Below are 19,219 nucleotides of genomic sequence, written 5' to 3' on the forward strand. Positions count from 1 at the left end.
TTTTGAGGGTTAATACGCGTCATCGTTCTTCGCGGGCAAGCCACGCTCCCACAGAATTTTCGGCGCTCAAATTTCTTAACTTAACGCTTCACCCCTGCCTTGTACGCTGGCCGATATCGCTCCATCCGCCCAGTAGTCCTCGCAATTGACCGTCCGCACTGTAAAACGGCACCGTCCACTGGTAGATATCCCTGGCGCCATCCTTGAATATCAACTGACGTTCGCTGAAGCGGGTCTTGCGAGTACCGAGCTGAGTCATGAACTCGGCGTGCAACTGCTCGGCAGTCTCTTTGGGCAAGACATCGAGTTCGATCAGTTGTCGCCCCTGAACCTGGTCGAAACGGGTCGACAAGCGCTCCTCATAGCTTTTGTTGCACATGATCAAACGCCCTTCCAGATCACGCACGAACATCGGATCGGGCATGGCGTCTATCAATGCGTGCTGGAATGCGAGCTGGTCATTGAGGTCTTTCTCGGCGTCCCGACGTTGCTTGATCAGTGCAGCGAGCCGGCGGTTCCAAAGCAATGAGAGCAAGCCGAACAGGCTAACGATGAACAGGCTCCAGCAACCCCACTGGGTTATCCGCTGCCAGGCCGAGGGCGCGTGTACCGGAGCAATTCCGTTCAGCCATTGCAGCCGTATGGCGAGTAACTCGGCGGGTGGAAATGCCTCCAGCGCCTTGTTGAGGATGCTCAATAACTGCGGCTGTCCTTTGCGGACTGCCAAATGATCAGCCTCCCATTTGCCTTCCACCGCATGCCCTACCTTGAGCCGGCCCGAAGGATAGAGCTGCGCTCCGATTTCGTTTTCAATGGTGGCGTAGGCCTCGCCACTTTCCACCAGTGCCCGGGCTTCAGCGTAGGTTTTGACCGAGCGCAGCTCGATCGCCGGGTAGTCACGACGAATCGCCCCCTCCAGAGCGTGCCGGGCCGGCAGAACCAGAACCCTTTTCGAAAGCTGTTCCAGGGACTGTAACGCAGGCGTGCCGGCCAGCCCCACGAGTACCCAGCCCGCCCCGCCGAACGCATGGCTGAAATCCAGAAACACCTTGCGCTCGTCATTCATTGCCAGTGTCGTGCTCATGTCCGCCGCGCCGCTTTCCAGTCGCTCCAGCAGTTGGTCGGTGGAAAAAGACTCTTCATGGACGAACCGCAACCCTGTCATGGCGCTGATGCGGTTGAGCACATCGTTGTTCAAACCGCTCCAGTGACCGTGCTCATCCTTGAACAGGTACAGCGGGTACTGCGCCGACGCGACGATAACCATCGGATGTTCAGCAATCCATTGCCGCTCCTGAGCATTCAGCTCAATGCGTGCGACGGTGGCTGACTCCCGGGGTTCATGTGTCGCCAATTGTGCGGCCTTTACCCATTGCCCAAAGCCCAGGGCGCCCAATAAAAATATCCAGCACACGGCTGGTTTAAACCCTCTGAAAAACAACATTGCCACTTCCTTGGTGATCGTCTCGCCCGTCCTTCATGGGCGGCTCTTCTTTTACGAAACCCGACAAGTGTGGCATGCAGAAATGAGAAAGCCCGTCAGGAGACGGGCTTCAAAATGTGACAGCTTTTACCGGTTACAGCGGCTTGCCGCGGTTGCCATGCTGACTGACAAAGGCCTGCACGGCTTTCAGGTCGTTCGGCAACACGGTGCAACGCTCATCTCGCTCAAACAAATCAGAAAGATGTGCAGGTAGTTCGAGCGCTTTTCCTACACCAGCTTTTTCCACTGCGTCCGGGAATTTGACCGGATGGGCCGTGCCCAGGATCACCATCGGGATATCCAGGCTGCGACGGCATTCGCGCGCGGCCTTCACGCCGATGGCAGTGTGCGGGTCCAACAGCTCGCCGGTTTGCTCAAAGACTTCGGCAATGGTTTCGCACGTTTGGGCGTCGTCCACGGCCAGCGAATCGAACAGCTTGCGTGCTTCGGTCCAGCGTTCCTGTTCAACGCTGAAACCACCGCCCTGCTTGAAGGTGTCCATCAAACCGGCAATCGCCGCGCCGTTGCGACCGTGCAGGTCGAACAGCAGGCGTTCGAAGTTCGACGACACCATGATGTCCATGGACGGCGACAGCGTGGCGTGCAGGGTTTCCTTGACGTACTGATTGCCGCTCATGAAGCGGTGCAGGATGTCGTTGCGGTTGGTGGCGACGATCAACTGGTTGATCGGCAGGCCCATGTTGCGCGCCAGGTAACCGGCGAAGATATCGCCGAAGTTGCCGGTCGGCACCGAGAACGACACCGAACGCGCCGGGCCACCCAACTGCAGGGCTGCATGGAAGTAGTAAACGATCTGGGCCATGATCCGCGCCCAGTTGATCGAGTTCACCGCCACCAGGCGCGTGCCCTTGAGGAAGCTCTGGTCGGCGAAGCTGGCCTTGACCATTTCCTGGCAGTCATCGAAGTTGCCTTCAATGGCAATGTTATGGATGTTCTCGCCGAAGATGGTGGTCATCTGGCGACGCTGCACTTCGGACACACGGTTGTGCGGGTGCAGGATGAAGATGTCGACGTTTTCGCAGTGCTTGCAACCTTCGATCGCCGCCGAGCCGGTGTCGCCGGAGGTAGCGCCAACAATCACCACGCGTTCGCCGCGCTTTTCCAGCACGTAGTCGAGCAGACGACCCAGCAGTTGCAGGGCGAAGTCCTTGAATGCCAGGGTCGGGCCGTGGAACAGCTCCAGTACCCATTCGTTGCCATTGAGCTGACGCAGTGGCGCAACGGCGTTGTGGGAAAACACGCCATACGTTTCTTCAAGAATTTTTTTGAAATCGGCATCAGGGATGCTGCCGGTCACGAACGGGCGCATCACCCGGAAGGCCAGCTCGTGATACGGCAGGCCGGCCCAGGAAGCGATCTCTTCCTGGGTGAAACGTGGCAGGTTTTCCGGCACATACAGGCCGCCGTCCGTGGCCAGACCGGCCAGCAGGACGTCTTCAAAATTCAGGGCCGGTGCCTGGCCGCGGGTACTGATATAACGCATGACTGGCTCCAATAGACAGTGTTCGCAATGCCGGGCCCGCGTGCGAGCCCGGTGAACGATAACGGCTTAGTTCAGGTGCTCGACGCGGATCCGTACGACCGGGCCGACCACGCCTTCCAACGCTTCCAGGGCGGTGATCGCGTCACTCATGCGCTGTTCCAGCACACGGTGGGTCAGCAGGATCATTGGCACCAGACCGTCGTGTTCCTCGACTTCTTTCTGCATGATCGATTCGATGTTGATGCCGCGCTCCGACAGGATGCTCGCCACCTGAGCCAGTACGCCCGGATGGTCCTTGGCCTGAATGCGCAGGTAGTAAGCGCTTTCGCAGGCTTCGATCGGCAGGATCGGATGGGCCGACAGCGAATCCGGCTGGAAGGCCAGGTGCGGTACGCGGTTTTCCGGGTCGGACGTCATGGCGCGAACCACGTCCACCAGGTCGGCGATCACCGACGAAGCCGTCGGCTCCATGCCGGCGCCGGCGCCGTAGAACAAGGTCGAACCGGCGGCGTCACCGTTGACCATCACCGCGTTCATCACGCCATTGACGTTGGCGATCAAGCGATCGGCCGGGATCAGCGTCGGGTGCACACGCAGCTCGATACCGGCCGCGGTGCTGCGCGCCACGCCCAGGTGCTTGATGCGATAGCCCAGCGCTTCGGCGTAGTTCACGTCAGCGGTGGTCAGCTTGGTGATGCCTTCGGTGTAAGCCTTGTCGAATTGCAGCGGAATGCCGAACGCGATAGACGCCAGGATCGTCAGCTTGTGGGCCGCATCGATGCCTTCGACGTCGAAGGTCGGATCCGCTTCGGCGTAACCCAGGGCTTGCGCCTCGGCGAGGACGTCTTCGAAGGTGCGACCCTTCTCACGCATTTCGGTGAGGATGAAGTTGCCGGTGCCGTTGATGATCCCGGCCACCCAGTTGATGCGGTTGGCGGACAAACCTTCACGGATCGCTTTGATCACCGGAATGCCGCCGGCCACGGCCGCTTCGAACGCCACGATGACGCCCTTCTCGCGAGCCTTGGCGAAAATTTCATTACCGTGAACGGCAATCAGTGCCTTGTTCGCGGTGACCACATGCTTGCCATTCTCGATGGCCTTGAGTACCAGCTCGCGGGCAACGGTGTAGCCGCCCATCAGCTCTATAACGATGTCGATCTCAGGGTTCGTGGCCACTTCGAACACATCGTTGGTAATCGCAATACCGGTCGTCTGGAACTGAGGCTTTGGCGTGCGCATGGCAATTTGTGCCACTTCGATTCCACGCCCGGCACGACGAGCAATTTCCTCGGCGTTGCGCTGAAGTACGTTGAAGGTACCGCCACCGACGGTCCCTAACCCACAGATGCCTACTTTGACCGGTTTCACTGTGAACTCCCCATAAAACGGCCGACTCAAGGCCGGCCGTGAAAACAACCGCATACTCGCGGCTCTCTATTAATGGCCCGACAATATTGCCGCCGAACCATGATCGTCAAAGGCTGACCATGACGATGCGAAATTATTTCGCGCCCAATGCCAGTTTGGCGACTTGTGGCGCAGGCTGGTAGCCCGGAATGACCTGTCCGTCGGCCAAAACGATGGCCGGTGTACCGTTCACGCCAATCGACTGACCGAGGGCGAACTGCTTGGAGACCGGGTTCTCGCACTTGGCGGCTTTGATTTCCTTGCCATCGACCATTTTGTCCATGGCGGCTTTCTTGTCCTTGGAGCACCACACGGCTTGCAGTTGCTCGTCACCCGGCGAGCCCAGGCCCTGGCGCGGGAACGCAACATAACGCACTTCGATACCCAGCTTGTTCAGCTCCGGCACTTCCGCGTGCAGCTTGTGGCAGTACGGGCAGGTGGTGTCGGTGAAAACAGTGATGTGCGACTTGGTTTCGCCGATGGCCGGATAAACCACGGTTTCAGCCACTGGAATGTTGTTGATCAGTTTTGAAATGCCCAGGCGCTCGGTCTTCTCGGTCAGGTTGACCGGTTTGCCGTCCTTGAGCTGGAACAGGTAACCCTGAACGACGTACTGGCCGTCGGCGCTGGCATAGAGCACGCGACTGCCCTTGAGTTTGACTTCGTACAGACCTGGCAGCGGGCTGGCGGTGATGGTTTCGACCGGCACGTCAAGCTTGAGGTTTTCCAGGCTTTTACGAATGGCTTTGTCGGCCGCGTCATCGGCGACGGCAAAGGTGCTGACCAACGCAATGGCTGCGGCGGCGAAAATCTGGGTCAGACGCATGAGAACTCCTGAAGGCGGACAAATGGGACGATCAGAACACCCGTACCGAAACACCGGGTCATAACCGCCCATCGTACAAACCGGCAAAGCCTACCACATAAGGCCCCCGTGGCGAGGGGGCTTGCCCCCGTTGGGTTGCGAAGCAGCCCCATTTTGACGATCTCAAGCAGCCAGGTAGACCGGTGTGTGAGACTTGACGACTGCTGCGCAGCCGAACGGGGGTAAACCCCCTCGCCACAGGTTCGCATTTCAATTTCGGGAGCTGTGGTTATCCGCGCGGGTGATGTTTGGCGTGCAAGTCCTGCAAGCGTGCACGGGCGACGTGAGTATAGATCTGCGTGGTCGAGAGATCGCTGTGACCGAGCAGCATTTGCACCACCCGCAAGTCGGCTCCATGGTTGAGCAAGTGCGTGGCGAAGGCATGACGCAGGGTATGCGGCGACAATGACTTGCCGATACCCGCGACCTTGGCCTGGTGCTTGATGCGATGCCAGAAGGTTTGTCGGGTCATCTGCTCGCCGCGCAGGCTGGGGAACAGCACATCGCTGGGACGCCCGCCCAGCAGCTCGCCACGGGCATCGCGCATGTAGCGCTCGACCCAGACAATCGCCTCTTCGCCCATCGGCACCAGCCGTTCCTTGCTGCCTTTGCCCATCACCCGCAGCACGCCCTGGCGCAGGTTGACCTGCTCCAGCGTCAGGCTGATCAGCTCCGTCACACGCAAGCCGCAGGCATAAAGCACCTCAAGCATGGCGCGGTCGCGCTGACCGATGGCCTCGCTCAGGTCAGGTGCTTTTAACAAGGCCTCTACATCCGCTTCCGATAAGGACTTAGGCAATGGTCGACCCAGTTGCGGCATATCGACGCGCAAGGTCGGATCGACTGCAATCAGCTTTTCCCGCAGCAAATAGCGATAGAAGCCACGCACGCCGGAGAGAAATCGCGCTGTCGAGCGGGGTTTGTAGTTTTGCTCCAGACGCCAGGCCAAGTGATCGAGGATCAACTCGCGACCGGCGTTGATCAGCTCCAGCCCCTTCTCCTGCAACCAGCCGTTGAACAGGGCCAAGTCGCTGCGATAGGCATCGCGGGTGTTATCGGAAAGTCCTTTCTCCAGCCACAGAGCGTCTAGGAATTGGTCTATCAAGGGATGATCGATGGCGGGCATAAAGGCTCAGGTAGCTGGAATCCGAGAGTAAGTCTTTCATAGCTGCAGAGGCCTTCACAGTGCTGATGCAATTGCGGTGACCACGTCGTGACCTCCTGTAGGAGCGAGGCTTGGCCGCGAAGACGTCATATCAGCCAGTATCAATATTGAATGTAAGTCCGTCTTCGCGGGCAAGCCTCGCTCCTACAGGTAAATTGCAGGCAACAAAAAAGCAGCCCGTAGGCTGCTTCTTTCTGCATCGGAAGCTGGACTTAAGCCAGTTTTTCCTTGATGCGAGCTGCTTTACCAGACAGGTCACGCAGGTAGTACAGCTTGGCTTTACGTACGTCACCGCGACGTTTAACGGCCATGCTGTCGATTTGCGGGCTGTAGGTCTGGAAAGTACGCTCTACGCCAACACCGTTGGAGATTTTACGAACGGTGAAAGCACTGTTTACGCCGCGGTTACGCTTGGCGATAACAACACCTTCGAACGCTTGCAGACGCGAACGGTCGCCTTCCTTCACTTTCACCTGAACGACAATGGTGTCGCCCGGGGCAAAGGTAGGGATCTCTTTGGTCATCTGCTCTGCTTCGAGTGCAAGGATGATTTTGTTAGTCATGCTGTGCTCCTAAGGTAAATCGTCGGATCTACCATCGATACGTTGTTAACTATCGTCCCGCTCGCGGATGTATTCCTCGAGCAGCTTCTTCTCTTCTCCAGAAAGCGAGCGGCTTTCCAGAAGATCGGCGCGTCGTTCAAAGGTCCTACCAAGGGACTGCTGTAAACGCCAACGCCGGATATGCGCGTGATTGCCACTTAGCAATACGTCGGGAACACGCTGATCCGCATACACCTCCGGTCGGGTGTAGTGCGGGCAATCCAGCAAACCATCCGTAAAGGAATCTTCCTCGGCGGAGTCCGCATGCCCTAAAGCTCCAGGCAGCAGTCGTGTAACCGCATCGATCAGGACCATCGCCGGCAGCTCGCCGCCAGACAGTACATAGTCGCCAATCGACCACTCTTCATCGACATGAGCATCAATAAAACGCTCGTCAATGCCTTCATAGCGGCCGGCAATCAGGATCAATGCATCCAGATTCGCCAACTCGCGCACCGCCGACTGAGTCAGTTGACGGCCTTGGGGGGACAGGTAAATTACCTTCGCCGCCTCCCCGGCTGCTGCCTTGGCCTGAACCAACGCATCTTCCAGGGGCTTGATCTTCATCACCATGCCCGGACCACCGCCAAATGGGCGATCGTCCACAGTGTGATGTCGATCCGTCGTGTAGTCTCGCGGATTCCAACAGGTGAGCTGCAACAGCCCCTGTTTCACCGCCCGACTGGTGATGCCGTACTCGCTGATGGCGGAGAACATCTCGGGAAACAAACTGATCACTTCTACGCGCAGGTTAGCCACGTTTAGAAGTCCGCATCCCATTCCACCTTCATCTCGCCTGCGGCAAGGTCGACAGCCAACACGCATTGCTCCGTATAGGGCAACAGGCGTTCGCGATCATCCAGGCTGCCAGCGCAAGGCTTGACCACCATTACATCATTGGCGCCGGTTTCCAGAAGATGATCGATTTTCCCGAGCAATTGCCCGAGTTGATCAATAACCTTCAGACCTTCCAGCTGGTACCAGTAGTACTCGCCATCGGTCAATTCAGGGAACAGGTTGCGCGGCACACAGATCTCATAACCAGCCAGAAGACGTGCTTCTTCACGATCATCAAGACCCTTGAGCTTTGCGACCAGGAACTTGTCGTTCCCACGTCCGCTGACCAGCTCGACCTGCTTCACATTGCCTTCGCGCTTGAGCGTCCAGGTTTTGTACTGCAACAGGTTTTCAGTCGGATCAGTAAAGGAATACACCTTCACTTCGCCGCGAACGCCATGAACAGAATAAATTTTGCCAATAACGATCAAATCATCGGCAATAGCTGGCGTCGCGTTCATATTGCTCAGGCCGCAGCCTTAGCAGATTCCTTCAACAACTGAGCAACGCGCTCAGAAGGTTGTGCACCAACGCTCAGCCAGTAGGCTACGCGCTCTTGGTTCACGGACAGACGAACTTCTTGACCACGAGCAACAGGGTTGAAGAAACCAACCTGTTCCTTGTGCGAACCGTCACGCGGGTTGCGGCTGTCGGTTACGGTCAAGTGGTAAAACGGGCGCTTTTTGGAGCCGCCAAGGGCAAGACGGATTGTTAGCATGTGAACATCGTTCCTGTAGTCGGTGCTGCAAATCTAAAGGCACAGCGGGCATAGGTGCCCGAAAGGCCGCATATTCTAAGGAATATCCGGACTTTTGCAAATGTCTTTTTCCGGCGGCCTATCGGTCGCCATCCAGATTTGCTATAGAGCCGTCGTTGAAAACGGCCAGTCAGCTCCCGCCAAGTGCGGGTTTGCTGGAGATCCCACTTCCTTGTGGGCAGCGCCGACATGACTGCCGGCGCGAATTCTTTACATTTTCGGCATGCCGCCGCCGGGCAACATACCGCCCATGCCGCGCATCATTTTGGCCATTCCGCCTTTCGCGGAGAACTTCTTCATCATCTTCTGCATCTGCTTGTGCTGCTTGATCAAGCGGCCGATGTCCTGCACCTGAGTGCCGGAACCCATGGCGATCCGGCGCTTGCGCGAACCGCTGATCAGCTCAGGGTCGCGGCGCTCGGCCGGGGTCATGGAGTTGATGATGGCTTCCATCTGCTTGAACTGTTTCTCTGCCGCGCCCTGGGCGTTGCCCATTTGCGCCAGATTCACACCACCGATGTTCGGCAGTTTGTCCATGAGGCCACCGAGGCCGCCCATGTTTTTCATCTGTTGCAGCTGATCACGGAAGTCTTCGAGATCGAAGCCCTTGCCCTTCTTCAGCTTCTTGGCCAGTTTATCGGCCTTGTCTTTGTCGAGGGTCTGTTCGGCCTGCTCGATCAGGCTGAGCACGTCGCCCATGCCAAGGATGCGCGACGCAATACGCTCAGGATGGAACGGTTCGAGCGCTTCGCTCTTCTCGCCCATACCGATGAACTTGATCGGCTTGCCAGTGATGGCACGTACCGACAGCGCGGCACCGCCACGGGCATCGCCGTCGACTTTGGTCAGGATCACACCGGTCAGCGGCAGCGCATCGCCGAAGGCCTTGGCCGTGTTGGCGGCGTCCTGGCCGGTCATTGCATCGACCACGAACAGGGTTTCGACCGGGTTGATCGCGGCGTGCAGCGCCTTGATCTCGCCCATCATCTCTTCGTCGATGTGCAGACGACCGGCGGTATCGACGATGACCACGTCGATGAATTTCAGTTTTGCTTCTTTAATAGCTGCTTGCGCGATGTCGACCGGCTTCTGGCTCAGGTCGGACGGGAAGAAGGTAACGCCAACTTCACCCGCGAGCATTTCAAGCTGCTTGATCGCCGCCGGACGGTAAACGTCCGCGGACACGACCATGACCGACTTCTTCTTGCGCTCTTTAAGGAAGCGCGCGAGTTTGCCGGCGGTGGTGGTTTTACCCGCACCCTGCAAACCGGCCATCAACACGACCGCAGGAGGAACGGCGCTCAGGTTCAAGTCTTCGTTGGCCGCGCCCATCAGGCTTTCGAGTTCGGCCTGGACGATTTTCACGAAGGCCTGGCCCGGCGTCAGGCTGCGCGACACCTCGGTGCCGACAGCGCGCTCCTTGACCGAGTTGACGAAGTCTTTGACCACCGGCAAGGCGACGTCGGCTTCGAGCAACGCCATGCGCACTTCGCGCAGGGTGTCTTTGATGTTGTCTTCGGTCAGTTTGGCCTTGCCGGTGACATGGCGCAGCGTCTGCGAGAGACGGTCGGTTAAGTTTTCAAACATTGCGCGATCCTTTCAGGCCCTGTGTAGACCGGGATAATGGCGGCCCAGACCGGAATAAACATGTGCTCGGCGAGCCTGCGGCGTGGGCAGGTCGCGGATTATAGCGAAGACTGCGTCTGGCGGACACCTCGCCGTCAGGTTGCATGGTCTTTCGTGTGATGTGGGTTCTATGCCAAACTCAGCGCCTTTCGGGCTTGCCTAACAGGATTTATGCTCCCCTTGTCACCCAGTTTGCTTACCACCCTCGCCGCCGCCTGCTTATATGCCGCTGCGACCCTCTATCAGGGCACTCGTCTGGCCACCGGCGCCAAGGCGAACAAGCGCCTGCTGGTCACGCTCGGTGTGCTGGCCGTGCTGGCCCACAGCGTCAGCCTGATCACCTATCTGCTGACACCGATCGGCCTGGCCCTGGACTTTTTCAGCGCCGCCAGCCTGATCGCCGCGGCGGTCATCGCCCTGACCCTGCTGGCCTGCTCGCGGATCCCGGTGGAAAACCTGCTGCTATTGCTGTTCCCGCTGGGCGCCGCCACCGTGCTGCTGGCACAGTTCGCCCCCGCCGGTACGGTGCAGATCATTGACGAAGAGCCAGGCATCCTCGCCCACATCCTCTTGTCGATCCTCGCTTACGGCATGTTCACCATCGCGGTGTTCCAGGCTTTGCTGCTGCTGGTTCAGGACCATCAGCTCAAACACAAGCATCCATCCGGGCTGATCAAGAACTTCCCGCCGCTGCAAACCATGGAAAGCCTGCTGTTTGGTTTCCTCTGGGCCGGCTGGAGCCTGCTGTCCCTGTCCCTGATCTCCGGCTGGCTGTTCGTCGAAAACCTGTTCGCCCAGCACCTGGTGCATAAAACCCTGCTGGCGTGCCTGGCCTGGATCGTGTTCAGCGTGCTGCTTTGGGGGCGCAACCGCCTCGGCTGGCGCGGACACAAAGCCATCCGCTGGACCCTTGCCGGTTTTTGCCTGCTGATGCTGGCGTATTTCGGCAGCAAGCTGGTCCGCGAATACATTCTGCATATCTGACGGGCGGCATTAATGGACGACTTGCCCATAGGGCCGATGCTCGCAGTGCTGGCCCTGCTGATTTTATGGTCGGGGCTGTTTACCGCCATCGAAATTGCACAACAGCAATTGCTGGCCCAGCGCACGGCCTCGCGCTCGAGCGACAAACCCGTGGCCAAGCTGAGTTTCCCACTCAACAGCCTGATCCTCTGCAACACCCTGTGTCGCGCGCTGGTGGTGGTCATCAGCACCTTGCTGGCGATTTTCACCTGGGCACAAAACGGTCCATGGATTGCCTGCCTCGGTGCCAGCGCGGTGCTGCTGGTGTTCGCCGACTACCTGCCGCGCACCCTTGCCGTGCGCTATCCGGATGCCGTCCTGGCTCTGGGCAACACTCTGCTCGGCATACCCTTGAAGATCGTCTACCCGGCGGCCTGGCTACTCAATGCCATCAGCCAACTGCTGATGCGACCATTCGCCCGCAAAATCAATGTGGTGCAGCAAAGCGAAGACGAAGTACCGGCAGATCGGCACGACGATCACGAACACGCGGCCAGTCGCCCGCATTCGCTGTCAGGTATCCATGCGCTGGATAACATCACGGTCAACGATATTCTGGTACCGCGCAGTGACGTCGACGGAATCAATCTGGACGATTCCCTCGAAGAAATCATCGAGCAACTGCGCCATAACAGGCGCACCCGCCTGCCGGTATTCCACAGCGACATCAATCAGGTCGAAGCGGTGCTCAACACCCGACAGATCCGTCATTTGCTGCCGGATTCAAGCCTGACGCGGGAAGCGCTGCTGGCAGCCAGTCACGAACCGTACTTCGTACCGGAAAGCACCCCGCTGCAGCTGCAATTGCTGAACTTCCACAAGCAGCAGCGGCGTTTGGGCATGGTGGTCGACGAGTACGGCGAAGTGCTGGGCATCGTGACCCTGGAAGACATTCTCGAAGAAATCGTCGGTGAGTTCGAAAGCCAGCACAGCCTGGATAATCCGCACATCCATCCGCAGGCCGATGGACGCTTGGTCATCGAGGGTGCGGCGTCGATTCGTGAATTGAACAAAAGCCTTGGCTGGCACTTGCCCAGTGATGGTCCGAAAACCCTCAACGGGTTGGTGACCGAAGCGCTGGAAACGATTCCGGACAGTGCGGTTTGCCTGAAGATCGGGCGTTATCGGCTGGAGATTCTGGAGACGGAAGACAATCGCGTCACGCGGGTGTTGATCTGGCATACCAGTTCGACGCCTGCAATTGCCTCTATCCGTTAGATCGTTAAAAGATCGCAGCCTCGCTTCGCTCGACAGCTCCTACAGTTTGGAATGCGTTCCCTCGTAGGAGCTGTCGAGCGAAACGAGGCTGCGATCTTTTTCAATATCTATGCCCTTGTTAGATCGTTAGCCGCCTTCCTATAATCAAGCCGCTTACCCAAGCCCCCCCCGCCGAACCACGTGCTTACCCCGCACGCAGCAGGTTCCGGCCAGATCATCGACGATATCCGCACCACTGCGACGACTGTTCCTACCTTGAACAGCGACCGTGTCTCCACCCACATCCCTGGGTATTCGACCATAATAATTCGCTCCACTGGGGCACATGACTGTCAGGGATTACCGCATGACGACCAGCACAACGTTCAGCACCACCGCGCCTGTCCAACCAACCAACTCCGCCACCCGAGTCGCCACCGCGAGTTTCATCGGCACGGCCATCGAGTTCTACGACTTCTACGTCTATGCCACTGCGGCAGCGCTGGTGATCGGTCCGGTGTTCTTTCCGCAGACCTCCGGCACCGCCCAGATGCTGTCGGCGTTCCTCACCTTCGGTATCGCCTTCCTTGCACGGCCACTGGGTTCGGCGCTGTTCGGCCATTTCGGTGACCGCATTGGGCGCAAATCGACACTGGTCGCCTCCCTGCTGCTGATGGGCGTGTGTACCACGCTGATTGGCGTGCTGCCGGGTTACGACAGCATTGGCGCCTGGGCGCCGATCCTGCTTTGCGTGCTGCGTTTCGGCCAGGGCCTGGGGCTGGGCGGTGAATGGGGCGGCGCCGCATTGCTGGCTACGGAGAACGCGCCCAAAGGCAAGCGCGCGTGGTACGGCATGTTCCCGCAACTCGGCCCATCGATCGGATTTCTGGCAGCCAACGGGTTGTTCCTGACCCTGGCCATGAGCCTGAACGACGAGCAGTTCCGTTCGTGGGGCTGGCGGATTCCGTTCCTGCTCAGTGCCGCGCTGGTGATGGTGGGCTTGTACGTACGCCTCAAGCTCCACGAAACCCCGGTGTTCGCCAACGCCATGGCTCGCCAGGAGCGGGTGAAGATCCCGTTGGTCGAGCTGTTCAGCCAATACTGGGCGCCGATGCTGCTGGGTGCCGGCTCGATGGTGGTGTGTTACGCGCTGTTCTACATCTCGACGGTGTTTTCGCTGAGCTATGGTGTGTCGACGCTCGGCTACACCCGCGAAACCTTCCTCGCTCTGCTGTGTTTCGCCGTGCTGTTCATGGCGGCCGCGACACCGCTGTCGGCTTGGGCGAGTGATCGTTTCGGGCGCAAACCGGTGCTGATTATCGGCGGCGTATTGGCGATCCTGTCCGGATTCCTGATGGAACCGCTGCTGACCCAAGGCTCGACCTGGGGTGTGGCGCTGTTCCTGTGCATCGAACTGTTTCTGATGGGTGTGACGTTTGCGCCGATGGGCGCGCTGCTGCCAGAGCTGTTTCCGACCCACGTGCGCTATACCGGCGCATCGGCGGCCTACAACCTGGGCGGGATTGTCGGAGCCTCGGCGGCACCGTTCTTTGCGCAGAAACTGGTAGCGATGGGCGGTTTGAGTTATGTCGGCGGGTATGTGTCGGGGGCGGCGGTGCTTAGCTTGATCGCGGTGCTGTGCCTGAAGGAGACGCGGCATAACGATTTGAATCGGGTTGCCTGATAAAACGCCATCGCGGGCAAGCCCGCTCCCACAGGATTTCAGGTGTACACAAAATTTGTGATCAACTGAAAACCCTGTGGGAGCGGGCTTGCCCGCGATGGTCGCGACGCGGTTACAGCTCTACAACAACGGCCTGAGAAGCACGGGTCGCCTTGGCACGGGCAGCCTCGATCGACTCATCACGCGCCAACGCCACACCCATCCGACGCTGGCCATTGACCTCAGGCTTGCCGAACAGACGCAACGCAGTATCCGGCTCGCTCAACGCAGCGCCCAAATTGGCAAATGCGGTCTGAGTCGACTGCCCTTCCACCAGAATCACCGCCGAAGCCGATGGACCGAACTGACGGATCAATGGAATCGGCAGGCCCAGGATCGCCCGTGCGTGCAGCGCGAACTGCGACAGGTCCTGGGAAATCAGGGTCACCAGACCGGTGTCATGCGGGCGCGGCGAGACTTCGCTGAACCACACCTGATCACCTTTGATGAACAGTTCGACACCAAACAAACCACGGCCACCCAAGGCTTCGGTCACGGCTTTGGCAACGCGCTCGGATTCAGCCAGAGCAACCGGACTCATGGCTTGTGGCTGCCAGGATTCCTGGTAGTCGCCCTTCTCTTGACGGTGGCCAACCGGCGCACAGAATGTAGTGCCGCCAACGTGGCGCACGGTCAGCAGGGTGATTTCATAGTCGAAGTCGATGAAGCCTTCGATAATCACGCGACCTTTACCGGCGCGGCCACCTTCTTGAGCGTAATCCCAGGCCTTGCGCACGTCATCCACGCTGCGCAGCAGGCTCTGGCCTTTGCCCGAGGAGCTCATGACCGGTTTGACCACGCATGGGAAACCCAGATCGTCGACAGCCTTGCTGTAGTCCTCGAAGGTGTCGGCGAAGTAGTACGGCGACGTCGGCAGGCCCAGCTCTTCAGCGGCCAGGCGACGGATACCTTCGCGGTTCATGGTCAGCTGCGCGGCGCGAGCGGTCGGAACCACGGTGAAGCCTTCGGACTCCAGCTCTACCAGGGTCGCGGTGGCGATGGCTTCGATTTCCGGCACGATGAAGTGCGGCTTCTCGGCTTCGATCACTGCGCGCAGGGCGGCACCGTCGAGCATGTTGATCACATGGCTGCGATGGGCGACTTGCATGGCCGGCGCATTGGCATAGCGATCCACGGCAATCACTTCAACGCCCAGGCGTTGCAGCTCGATCACCACTTCCTTGCCCAACTCACCACAGCCACACAGCAATACGCGGGTCGCGGTTGGCGACAATGGAGTTCCGATACGGGTCATCTCAGGTCCTCAAGAAGCGGATCATCGAGGGATGCGGTGCCTGGCACGCTTCCCATGGGGAGAAAGCGCGGCATTTTACATGAACCTGAGGGTTTGGCTTCAGCTGACGACGGCCTGATTACGCAGGCGCCAGGCCATGATCAGCCATACAACCGTCACACCTGCGAACTTCGAGCCCATGGCGGTGAGGATCACGGCCGGAGTGAAGGCATCGATCATGCCGAAGAAGATGAAGGTGTCCAGCGGGATGCTCAGCGCCGAACTTATCCACAGGCGATCATGCAATGGCCGCTTGGTGATGCTGAACACCAGCCAGTCGATGCACTCGGACACGGCGAATGCGATCGCGCTGGCCAGCGCGATAGACGGGTCGGAAGTGACATAGGACAGCACCAACGCCACCAGCATCGCCGCGATCGCGCCGTGGCCGAAACGGGTTTGCACCATGTCCCGCAGCACGAACACCAACCCACCCCAGGCCGACCAGATGATGTCCAGGTGCGGGGCGCTGGAAAAGGCGTAATTGATCAGCACGACGCTGCTGATGTAGGCGATCAGGAAGAGCATGGGGCGGGAGTACCTGTCGATTTTGGTGCACAGGGTACTTCATCCTCAACGCACAAATCACCTGTGGCTAGGGAGCTTTGTGGCGAGGGGGCTTGCCCCCGTTCGGCTGCGCAGCAGTCGTGAAATCAGCAAATGCCATACGCCTGAAAGAACAAAGTCGCAGGTTTAGCGCCGCTTCGCAGCGCAACGGGGGCAAGCCCCCTCGCCACAGAACCGCGTACAACCATCAGGTATCGGATTTGGATGGCAGCATCCAGATCAACCCACTCGACTTCGCCCGCTCATGACACAACCCCAACACCTTGCGCCGCTCTGCGTTGTCCATCCGGCTCCAGCGGGTGATTTCTTCCACCGTGCGCTGACACCCGGTGCAAATGTCATCCTCATCCAGCGCACAAATGTTCACGCACGGCGATGGAACCGGTCGTTCAATGGTGCTCATTCTTCCTGCTCGACCAGATCGCGGGCGTAGCGCTGCGAGTTATGCACATAGTGCGCAGCACTGGCTTCGAGCATCTTCTTTTGCGGCTCGGTCAACTCGCGCACCACCTTGCCCGGCGAGCCCATGACCAGCGAACCGTCCGGAATTTCCTTGCCCTCGCCGATCAGCGAGTTGGCGCCGATGATGCAGTTCTTGCCGATTTTCGCGCCGTTGAGAATCACCGCATTAATACCGATCAGGCTGTAATCGCCCACCGTGCAGCCGTGGAGCATGGCGTTGTGGCCGATGGTCACGCCGGTACCAATGGTCAGCGGGTAGCCCATGTCGGTGTGCATTACGGTGCCGTCCTGCACGTTGCTGTTCTTGCCGATCAGGATCAATTCGTTGTCGCCACGCAACACGGCGTTGAACCAGACGTTGGCGCCCTCTTCCAGTTTGACCTTGCCCACCAGCACGGCATTGGGGGCGACCCAGCTCTGCGGATGGGTGTCGACGCGGGCGTCGCCCAGGCGGTATTTCATCTTATTGTCCTCAAAGGCTCAGGCAGCCGCAGACTCATGCCATGCGAACGATGGCTTCAGGTGTTGATAAAACTCTTGGGGGGTTGATGCAGGCTGATTTTCGCGTCATAGAGCAGGTTGATCAACTCGACAATCATGATCGCCGTCAGCCCCCAGATCTTGTACTCGCCATAACGGTAGCTCGGCACGTACCAACTGTGGCCCTGATAGTCGATGCGGTGGGTGTGCTCGCGCGGGTCCTTGCGGAAAAACTCCAGCGGCACACTGAACACCGCGGCGATCTCGGCATCGTTGGCCTGGTATTCGACGAAATCCGGAATCACGCCGACATAGGGCGTAACTTTGATGCCGTGCAGGGAGATCAGTGGGCTCAGCGGGCCGATCACTTCGACCAGCCCCGGCGGCAGGCCGATTTCTTCTTCGGCTTCGCGCAGGGCGGTAAAAATCAGGTCTGGGTCTTCGGGGTCGCGTCGACCGCCAGGGAAGGCGACTTCGCCGCCATGGGTCGAGAGCCCGCTGGCGCGAAGGGTCAGGACCAGTTCCGGTTCATCACTGCGCGTGATAGGCACCAATACCGCGGCTTCGGGGAAACGTCGGTCGGTTTCCAGCGTACGCGGCGTGTGATTGCTTACCCGGTGCAGTAGCTCGTCCAGCATGAGTCTTCTCGATCTGTGCCTTACCCTGCATCATGCACCAATCGCACCGGCCGCCCAAGCCCCGAACAGCCTCATGTCGCGAAACGACAACTTGCCGACCGACACCGCTGCACGCCAAGATAGGCGCAGCATTCAGGAACCCAAGCATGAAATTTTGCAGCCAATGCGGCAACCCGGTGACCCAGCGTATTCCCGAAGGCGATTCGCGCCTGCGTTTTGTCTGCGATAGCTGTCATACCATCCATTACCAGAACCCCAATATCGTCGCCGGTTGCGTGCCGGTCTGGGGTTCGAAGGTGCTGCTGTGCCGTCGCGCCATCGAGCCACGGCTCGGTTACTGGACCCTGCCCGCCGGCTTCATGGAAAACGGTGAGACCATCGAACAGGCCGCCATTCGCGAGACCGCCGAAGAAGCCTGTGCCCGGGTGCGCAACCTGAGTATCTATACGCTGATCGACGTGCCACACATCAGCCAGGTGCATGTATTCTTTCGGGCCGAGCTGGTGGACCTGGATTTTTCCGCGGGGCCCGAGAGTCTGGAAGTGCAACTGTTCGAAGAAGCCGACATCCCTTGGGCCGAACTGGCTTTCCGCACGGTGGGCCGTACCTTAGAATGCTTCTTCGCTGACCGGCGGACCGAGGTCTACCCCGTGCGGTCCGAATCGATCCCGCCGCTGGTCCAGCCTGCCATCATTTAAAGCTGCTACACATAAAAGCACCTATAAAATAAATAGTCGCGACACCTCTTAGGGATATCGTTTCAATGCGCTGGTTGCTTGCTGTTTTTTGCTTATCGTTCGTCGCTGTCACCCAGGCTTCCTCCACGGAAACGCTGGATGGCAAAGTCATCGAAAAAGTTCTGGTTCTCAAATCAGCCCATCAATTGCAATTGATCAATGATGGCAAGCCGATCAAGACCTATCGCATTTCCCTGGGGAAACGCCCCAAGGGGCCGAAGCTGATGGAGGGCGACAAGCGCACCCCCGAAGGCTTTTATTGGGTCGACTGGCGCAAGATCAGCGAACGTTTCAACCTGGCGATGCACATCTCCTACCCTAATATCAGCGACTCCGCCCGTGCCCGGCGCGAAGGCGTCGAGCCTGGCGGCATGATCATGATCCACGGCACCCCAGACACCGAAGACAACCCCGAAGACCTGTTCCATACGCTGGACTGGACCGATGGCTGCATCGCCATGCGCAATATGGACATGCGCGAGGTTTGGGGCCTGGTGCCGGACGGCACGATGATTGAGATTCGCCCGTAATCTTAAAATCTCCCTGACTTGATGATCGTTCCCACGCTCCGCGTGGGAATGCAGCCTGGGACGCTCCGCGTCCCACTTAAAGCCGAACGCGGAGCGTCCGTAGAGGCATTCCCACGCAGGGCGTAGGAACGATCGAGTGACTACCTTCGGTCGGCATCGAAAAAATAATTTCAAAAGATCGCAGCCTTCGGCAGCGCCTACCGGGTAGATACCAATTCCCCCTGTAGGCGCGGCCGAAGGCTGCGCTCTTTGCCTTCAAAACCCCCTCCTCTAATACCACTTAGAACCAGCCCACTTTAAGAGCCTCCAGCATGCCAGG

At 58.9% G+C, this 19,219-nt stretch carries 20 protein-coding genes; 5 read left to right on the forward strand and 15 right to left on the reverse strand.

Annotated elements, in window-relative coordinates; genetic code table 11:
* Nucleotides 1-88: 88 nt before the first annotated feature.
* The 10 genes from AB7M22_RS21275 to ffh all read right to left on the reverse strand — a co-directional run bounded on the left by AB7M22_RS21275 (nucleotide 89) and on the right by ffh (nucleotide 10,210).
* Nucleotides 89-1,444, reverse strand: a complete 1,356-nt coding sequence (locus AB7M22_RS21275; protein WP_454187705.1) for a transporter substrate-binding domain-containing protein — start codon at nucleotides 1,442-1,444, stop codon at nucleotides 89-91.
* A gap of 133 nt (nucleotides 1,445-1,577) precedes the next feature.
* Nucleotides 1,578-2,987: a threonine synthase gene (gene thrC / locus AB7M22_RS21280; RefSeq protein ID WP_007897604.1), complete on the reverse strand. Its 1,410-nt coding sequence runs from the start codon at nucleotides 2,985-2,987 to the stop codon at nucleotides 1,578-1,580.
* Nucleotides 2,988-3,053: 66 nt separating this feature from the next.
* Nucleotides 3,054-4,358, reverse strand: coding sequence for a homoserine dehydrogenase (locus AB7M22_RS21285; protein WP_032836218.1), 1,305 nt, complete (start codon nucleotides 4,356-4,358; stop codon nucleotides 3,054-3,056).
* A gap of 133 nt (nucleotides 4,359-4,491) precedes the next feature.
* On the reverse strand, nucleotides 4,492-5,223 hold the full coding sequence (gene dsbC / locus AB7M22_RS21290; RefSeq protein ID WP_454187706.1) for a bifunctional protein-disulfide isomerase/oxidoreductase DsbC: 732 nt from the start codon (nucleotides 5,221-5,223) through the stop codon (nucleotides 4,492-4,494).
* A 268-nt stretch (nucleotides 5,224-5,491) separates the two neighbouring features.
* On the reverse strand, nucleotides 5,492-6,388 hold the full coding sequence (gene xerD / locus AB7M22_RS21295) for a site-specific tyrosine recombinase XerD (protein WP_063342599.1): 897 nt from the start codon (nucleotides 6,386-6,388) through the stop codon (nucleotides 5,492-5,494).
* A gap of 251 nt (nucleotides 6,389-6,639) precedes the next feature.
* Complete coding sequence (gene rplS / locus AB7M22_RS21300; RefSeq protein ID WP_003175895.1) at nucleotides 6,640-6,990, reverse strand: 50S ribosomal protein L19; 351 nt, start codon at nucleotides 6,988-6,990, stop codon at nucleotides 6,640-6,642.
* Between the two features lie 45 nt (nucleotides 6,991-7,035).
* On the reverse strand, nucleotides 7,036-7,809 hold the full coding sequence (trmD, locus tag AB7M22_RS21305; protein ID WP_173667518.1) for a tRNA (guanosine(37)-N1)-methyltransferase TrmD: 774 nt from the start codon (nucleotides 7,807-7,809) through the stop codon (nucleotides 7,036-7,038).
* Complete coding sequence (gene rimM / locus AB7M22_RS21310) at nucleotides 7,791-8,327, reverse strand: ribosome maturation factor RimM (protein WP_010463008.1); 537 nt, start codon at nucleotides 8,325-8,327, stop codon at nucleotides 7,791-7,793. The genes trmD and rimM overlap by 19 nt, the downstream gene beginning before the upstream one ends.
* 5 nt (nucleotides 8,328-8,332) lie before the next feature.
* Nucleotides 8,333-8,584, reverse strand: coding sequence for a 30S ribosomal protein S16 (gene rpsP, locus AB7M22_RS21315; protein WP_003198088.1), 252 nt, complete (start codon nucleotides 8,582-8,584; stop codon nucleotides 8,333-8,335).
* Nucleotides 8,585-8,833: 249 nt separating this feature from the next.
* Nucleotides 8,834-10,210 (reverse strand): signal recognition particle protein, encoded by a 1,377-nt coding sequence (ffh, locus tag AB7M22_RS21320; RefSeq protein WP_008014733.1) that lies wholly within the window; start codon nucleotides 10,208-10,210, stop codon nucleotides 8,834-8,836.
* A 210-nt stretch (nucleotides 10,211-10,420) separates the two neighbouring features.
* Between ffh and AB7M22_RS21325 the strand changes: the two genes are divergently transcribed.
* The 3 genes from AB7M22_RS21325 (at nucleotide 10,421) to AB7M22_RS21335 (ending at nucleotide 14,153) form a co-directional block, all read left to right on the forward strand.
* A complete protein-coding gene (locus AB7M22_RS21325) occupies nucleotides 10,421-11,233 on the forward strand; it encodes a cytochrome C assembly family protein (RefSeq protein ID WP_030129838.1) in 813 nt (270 codons plus the stop codon).
* Between the two features lie 12 nt (nucleotides 11,234-11,245).
* Nucleotides 11,246-12,490 (forward strand): transporter associated domain-containing protein, encoded by a 1,245-nt coding sequence (locus AB7M22_RS21330; RefSeq protein WP_454187707.1) that lies wholly within the window; start codon nucleotides 11,246-11,248, stop codon nucleotides 12,488-12,490.
* 346 nt (nucleotides 12,491-12,836) lie between these two features.
* Entirely contained in the window at nucleotides 12,837-14,153 is a 1,317-nt protein-coding gene (locus AB7M22_RS21335) for an MFS transporter (protein ID WP_454187708.1), read from the forward strand.
* Between the two features lie 112 nt (nucleotides 14,154-14,265).
* On the opposite strand, the gene purT is transcribed toward AB7M22_RS21335, so the two are convergent.
* The 5 genes from purT to AB7M22_RS21360 form a co-directional block, all read right to left on the reverse strand.
* Entirely contained in the window at nucleotides 14,266-15,447 is a 1,182-nt protein-coding gene (purT, locus tag AB7M22_RS21340; protein ID WP_008014740.1) for a formate-dependent phosphoribosylglycinamide formyltransferase, read from the reverse strand.
* Nucleotides 15,448-15,546: 99 nt separating this feature from the next.
* Nucleotides 15,547-16,014 carry a VUT family protein gene (locus AB7M22_RS21345; protein WP_008014742.1) on the reverse strand — a complete coding sequence of 156 codons (468 nt, stop codon included), beginning with the start codon at nucleotides 16,012-16,014 and terminating at the stop codon, nucleotides 15,547-15,549.
* A 226-nt stretch (nucleotides 16,015-16,240) separates the two neighbouring features.
* Nucleotides 16,241-16,456 (reverse strand): DUF1289 domain-containing protein, encoded by a 216-nt coding sequence (locus AB7M22_RS21350; RefSeq protein WP_454187709.1) that lies wholly within the window; start codon nucleotides 16,454-16,456, stop codon nucleotides 16,241-16,243.
* Nucleotides 16,453-16,977, reverse strand: a complete 525-nt coding sequence (locus AB7M22_RS21355) for a gamma carbonic anhydrase family protein (RefSeq protein WP_003221962.1) — start codon at nucleotides 16,975-16,977, stop codon at nucleotides 16,453-16,455. Before AB7M22_RS21355 ends, AB7M22_RS21350 begins: the two co-directional genes overlap by 4 nt.
* A gap of 56 nt (nucleotides 16,978-17,033) precedes the next feature.
* Nucleotides 17,034-17,633, reverse strand: coding sequence for a CoA pyrophosphatase (locus AB7M22_RS21360; RefSeq protein WP_007897550.1), 600 nt, complete (start codon nucleotides 17,631-17,633; stop codon nucleotides 17,034-17,036).
* A gap of 146 nt (nucleotides 17,634-17,779) precedes the next feature.
* Between AB7M22_RS21360 and AB7M22_RS21365 the strand changes: the two genes are divergently transcribed.
* Nucleotides 17,780-18,331 carry an NUDIX hydrolase gene (locus tag AB7M22_RS21365; RefSeq protein WP_454187710.1) on the forward strand — a complete coding sequence of 184 codons (552 nt, stop codon included), beginning with the start codon at nucleotides 17,780-17,782 and terminating at the stop codon, nucleotides 18,329-18,331.
* A gap of 65 nt (nucleotides 18,332-18,396) precedes the next feature.
* Nucleotides 18,397-18,900, forward strand: coding sequence for a L,D-transpeptidase family protein (locus AB7M22_RS21370; RefSeq protein ID WP_454187711.1), 504 nt, complete (start codon nucleotides 18,397-18,399; stop codon nucleotides 18,898-18,900).
* Nucleotides 18,901-19,219 lie beyond the last annotated feature (319 nt).

The sequence above is a fragment of the Pseudomonas sp. ADAK2 TE3594 genome, assembly GCF_053628675.1.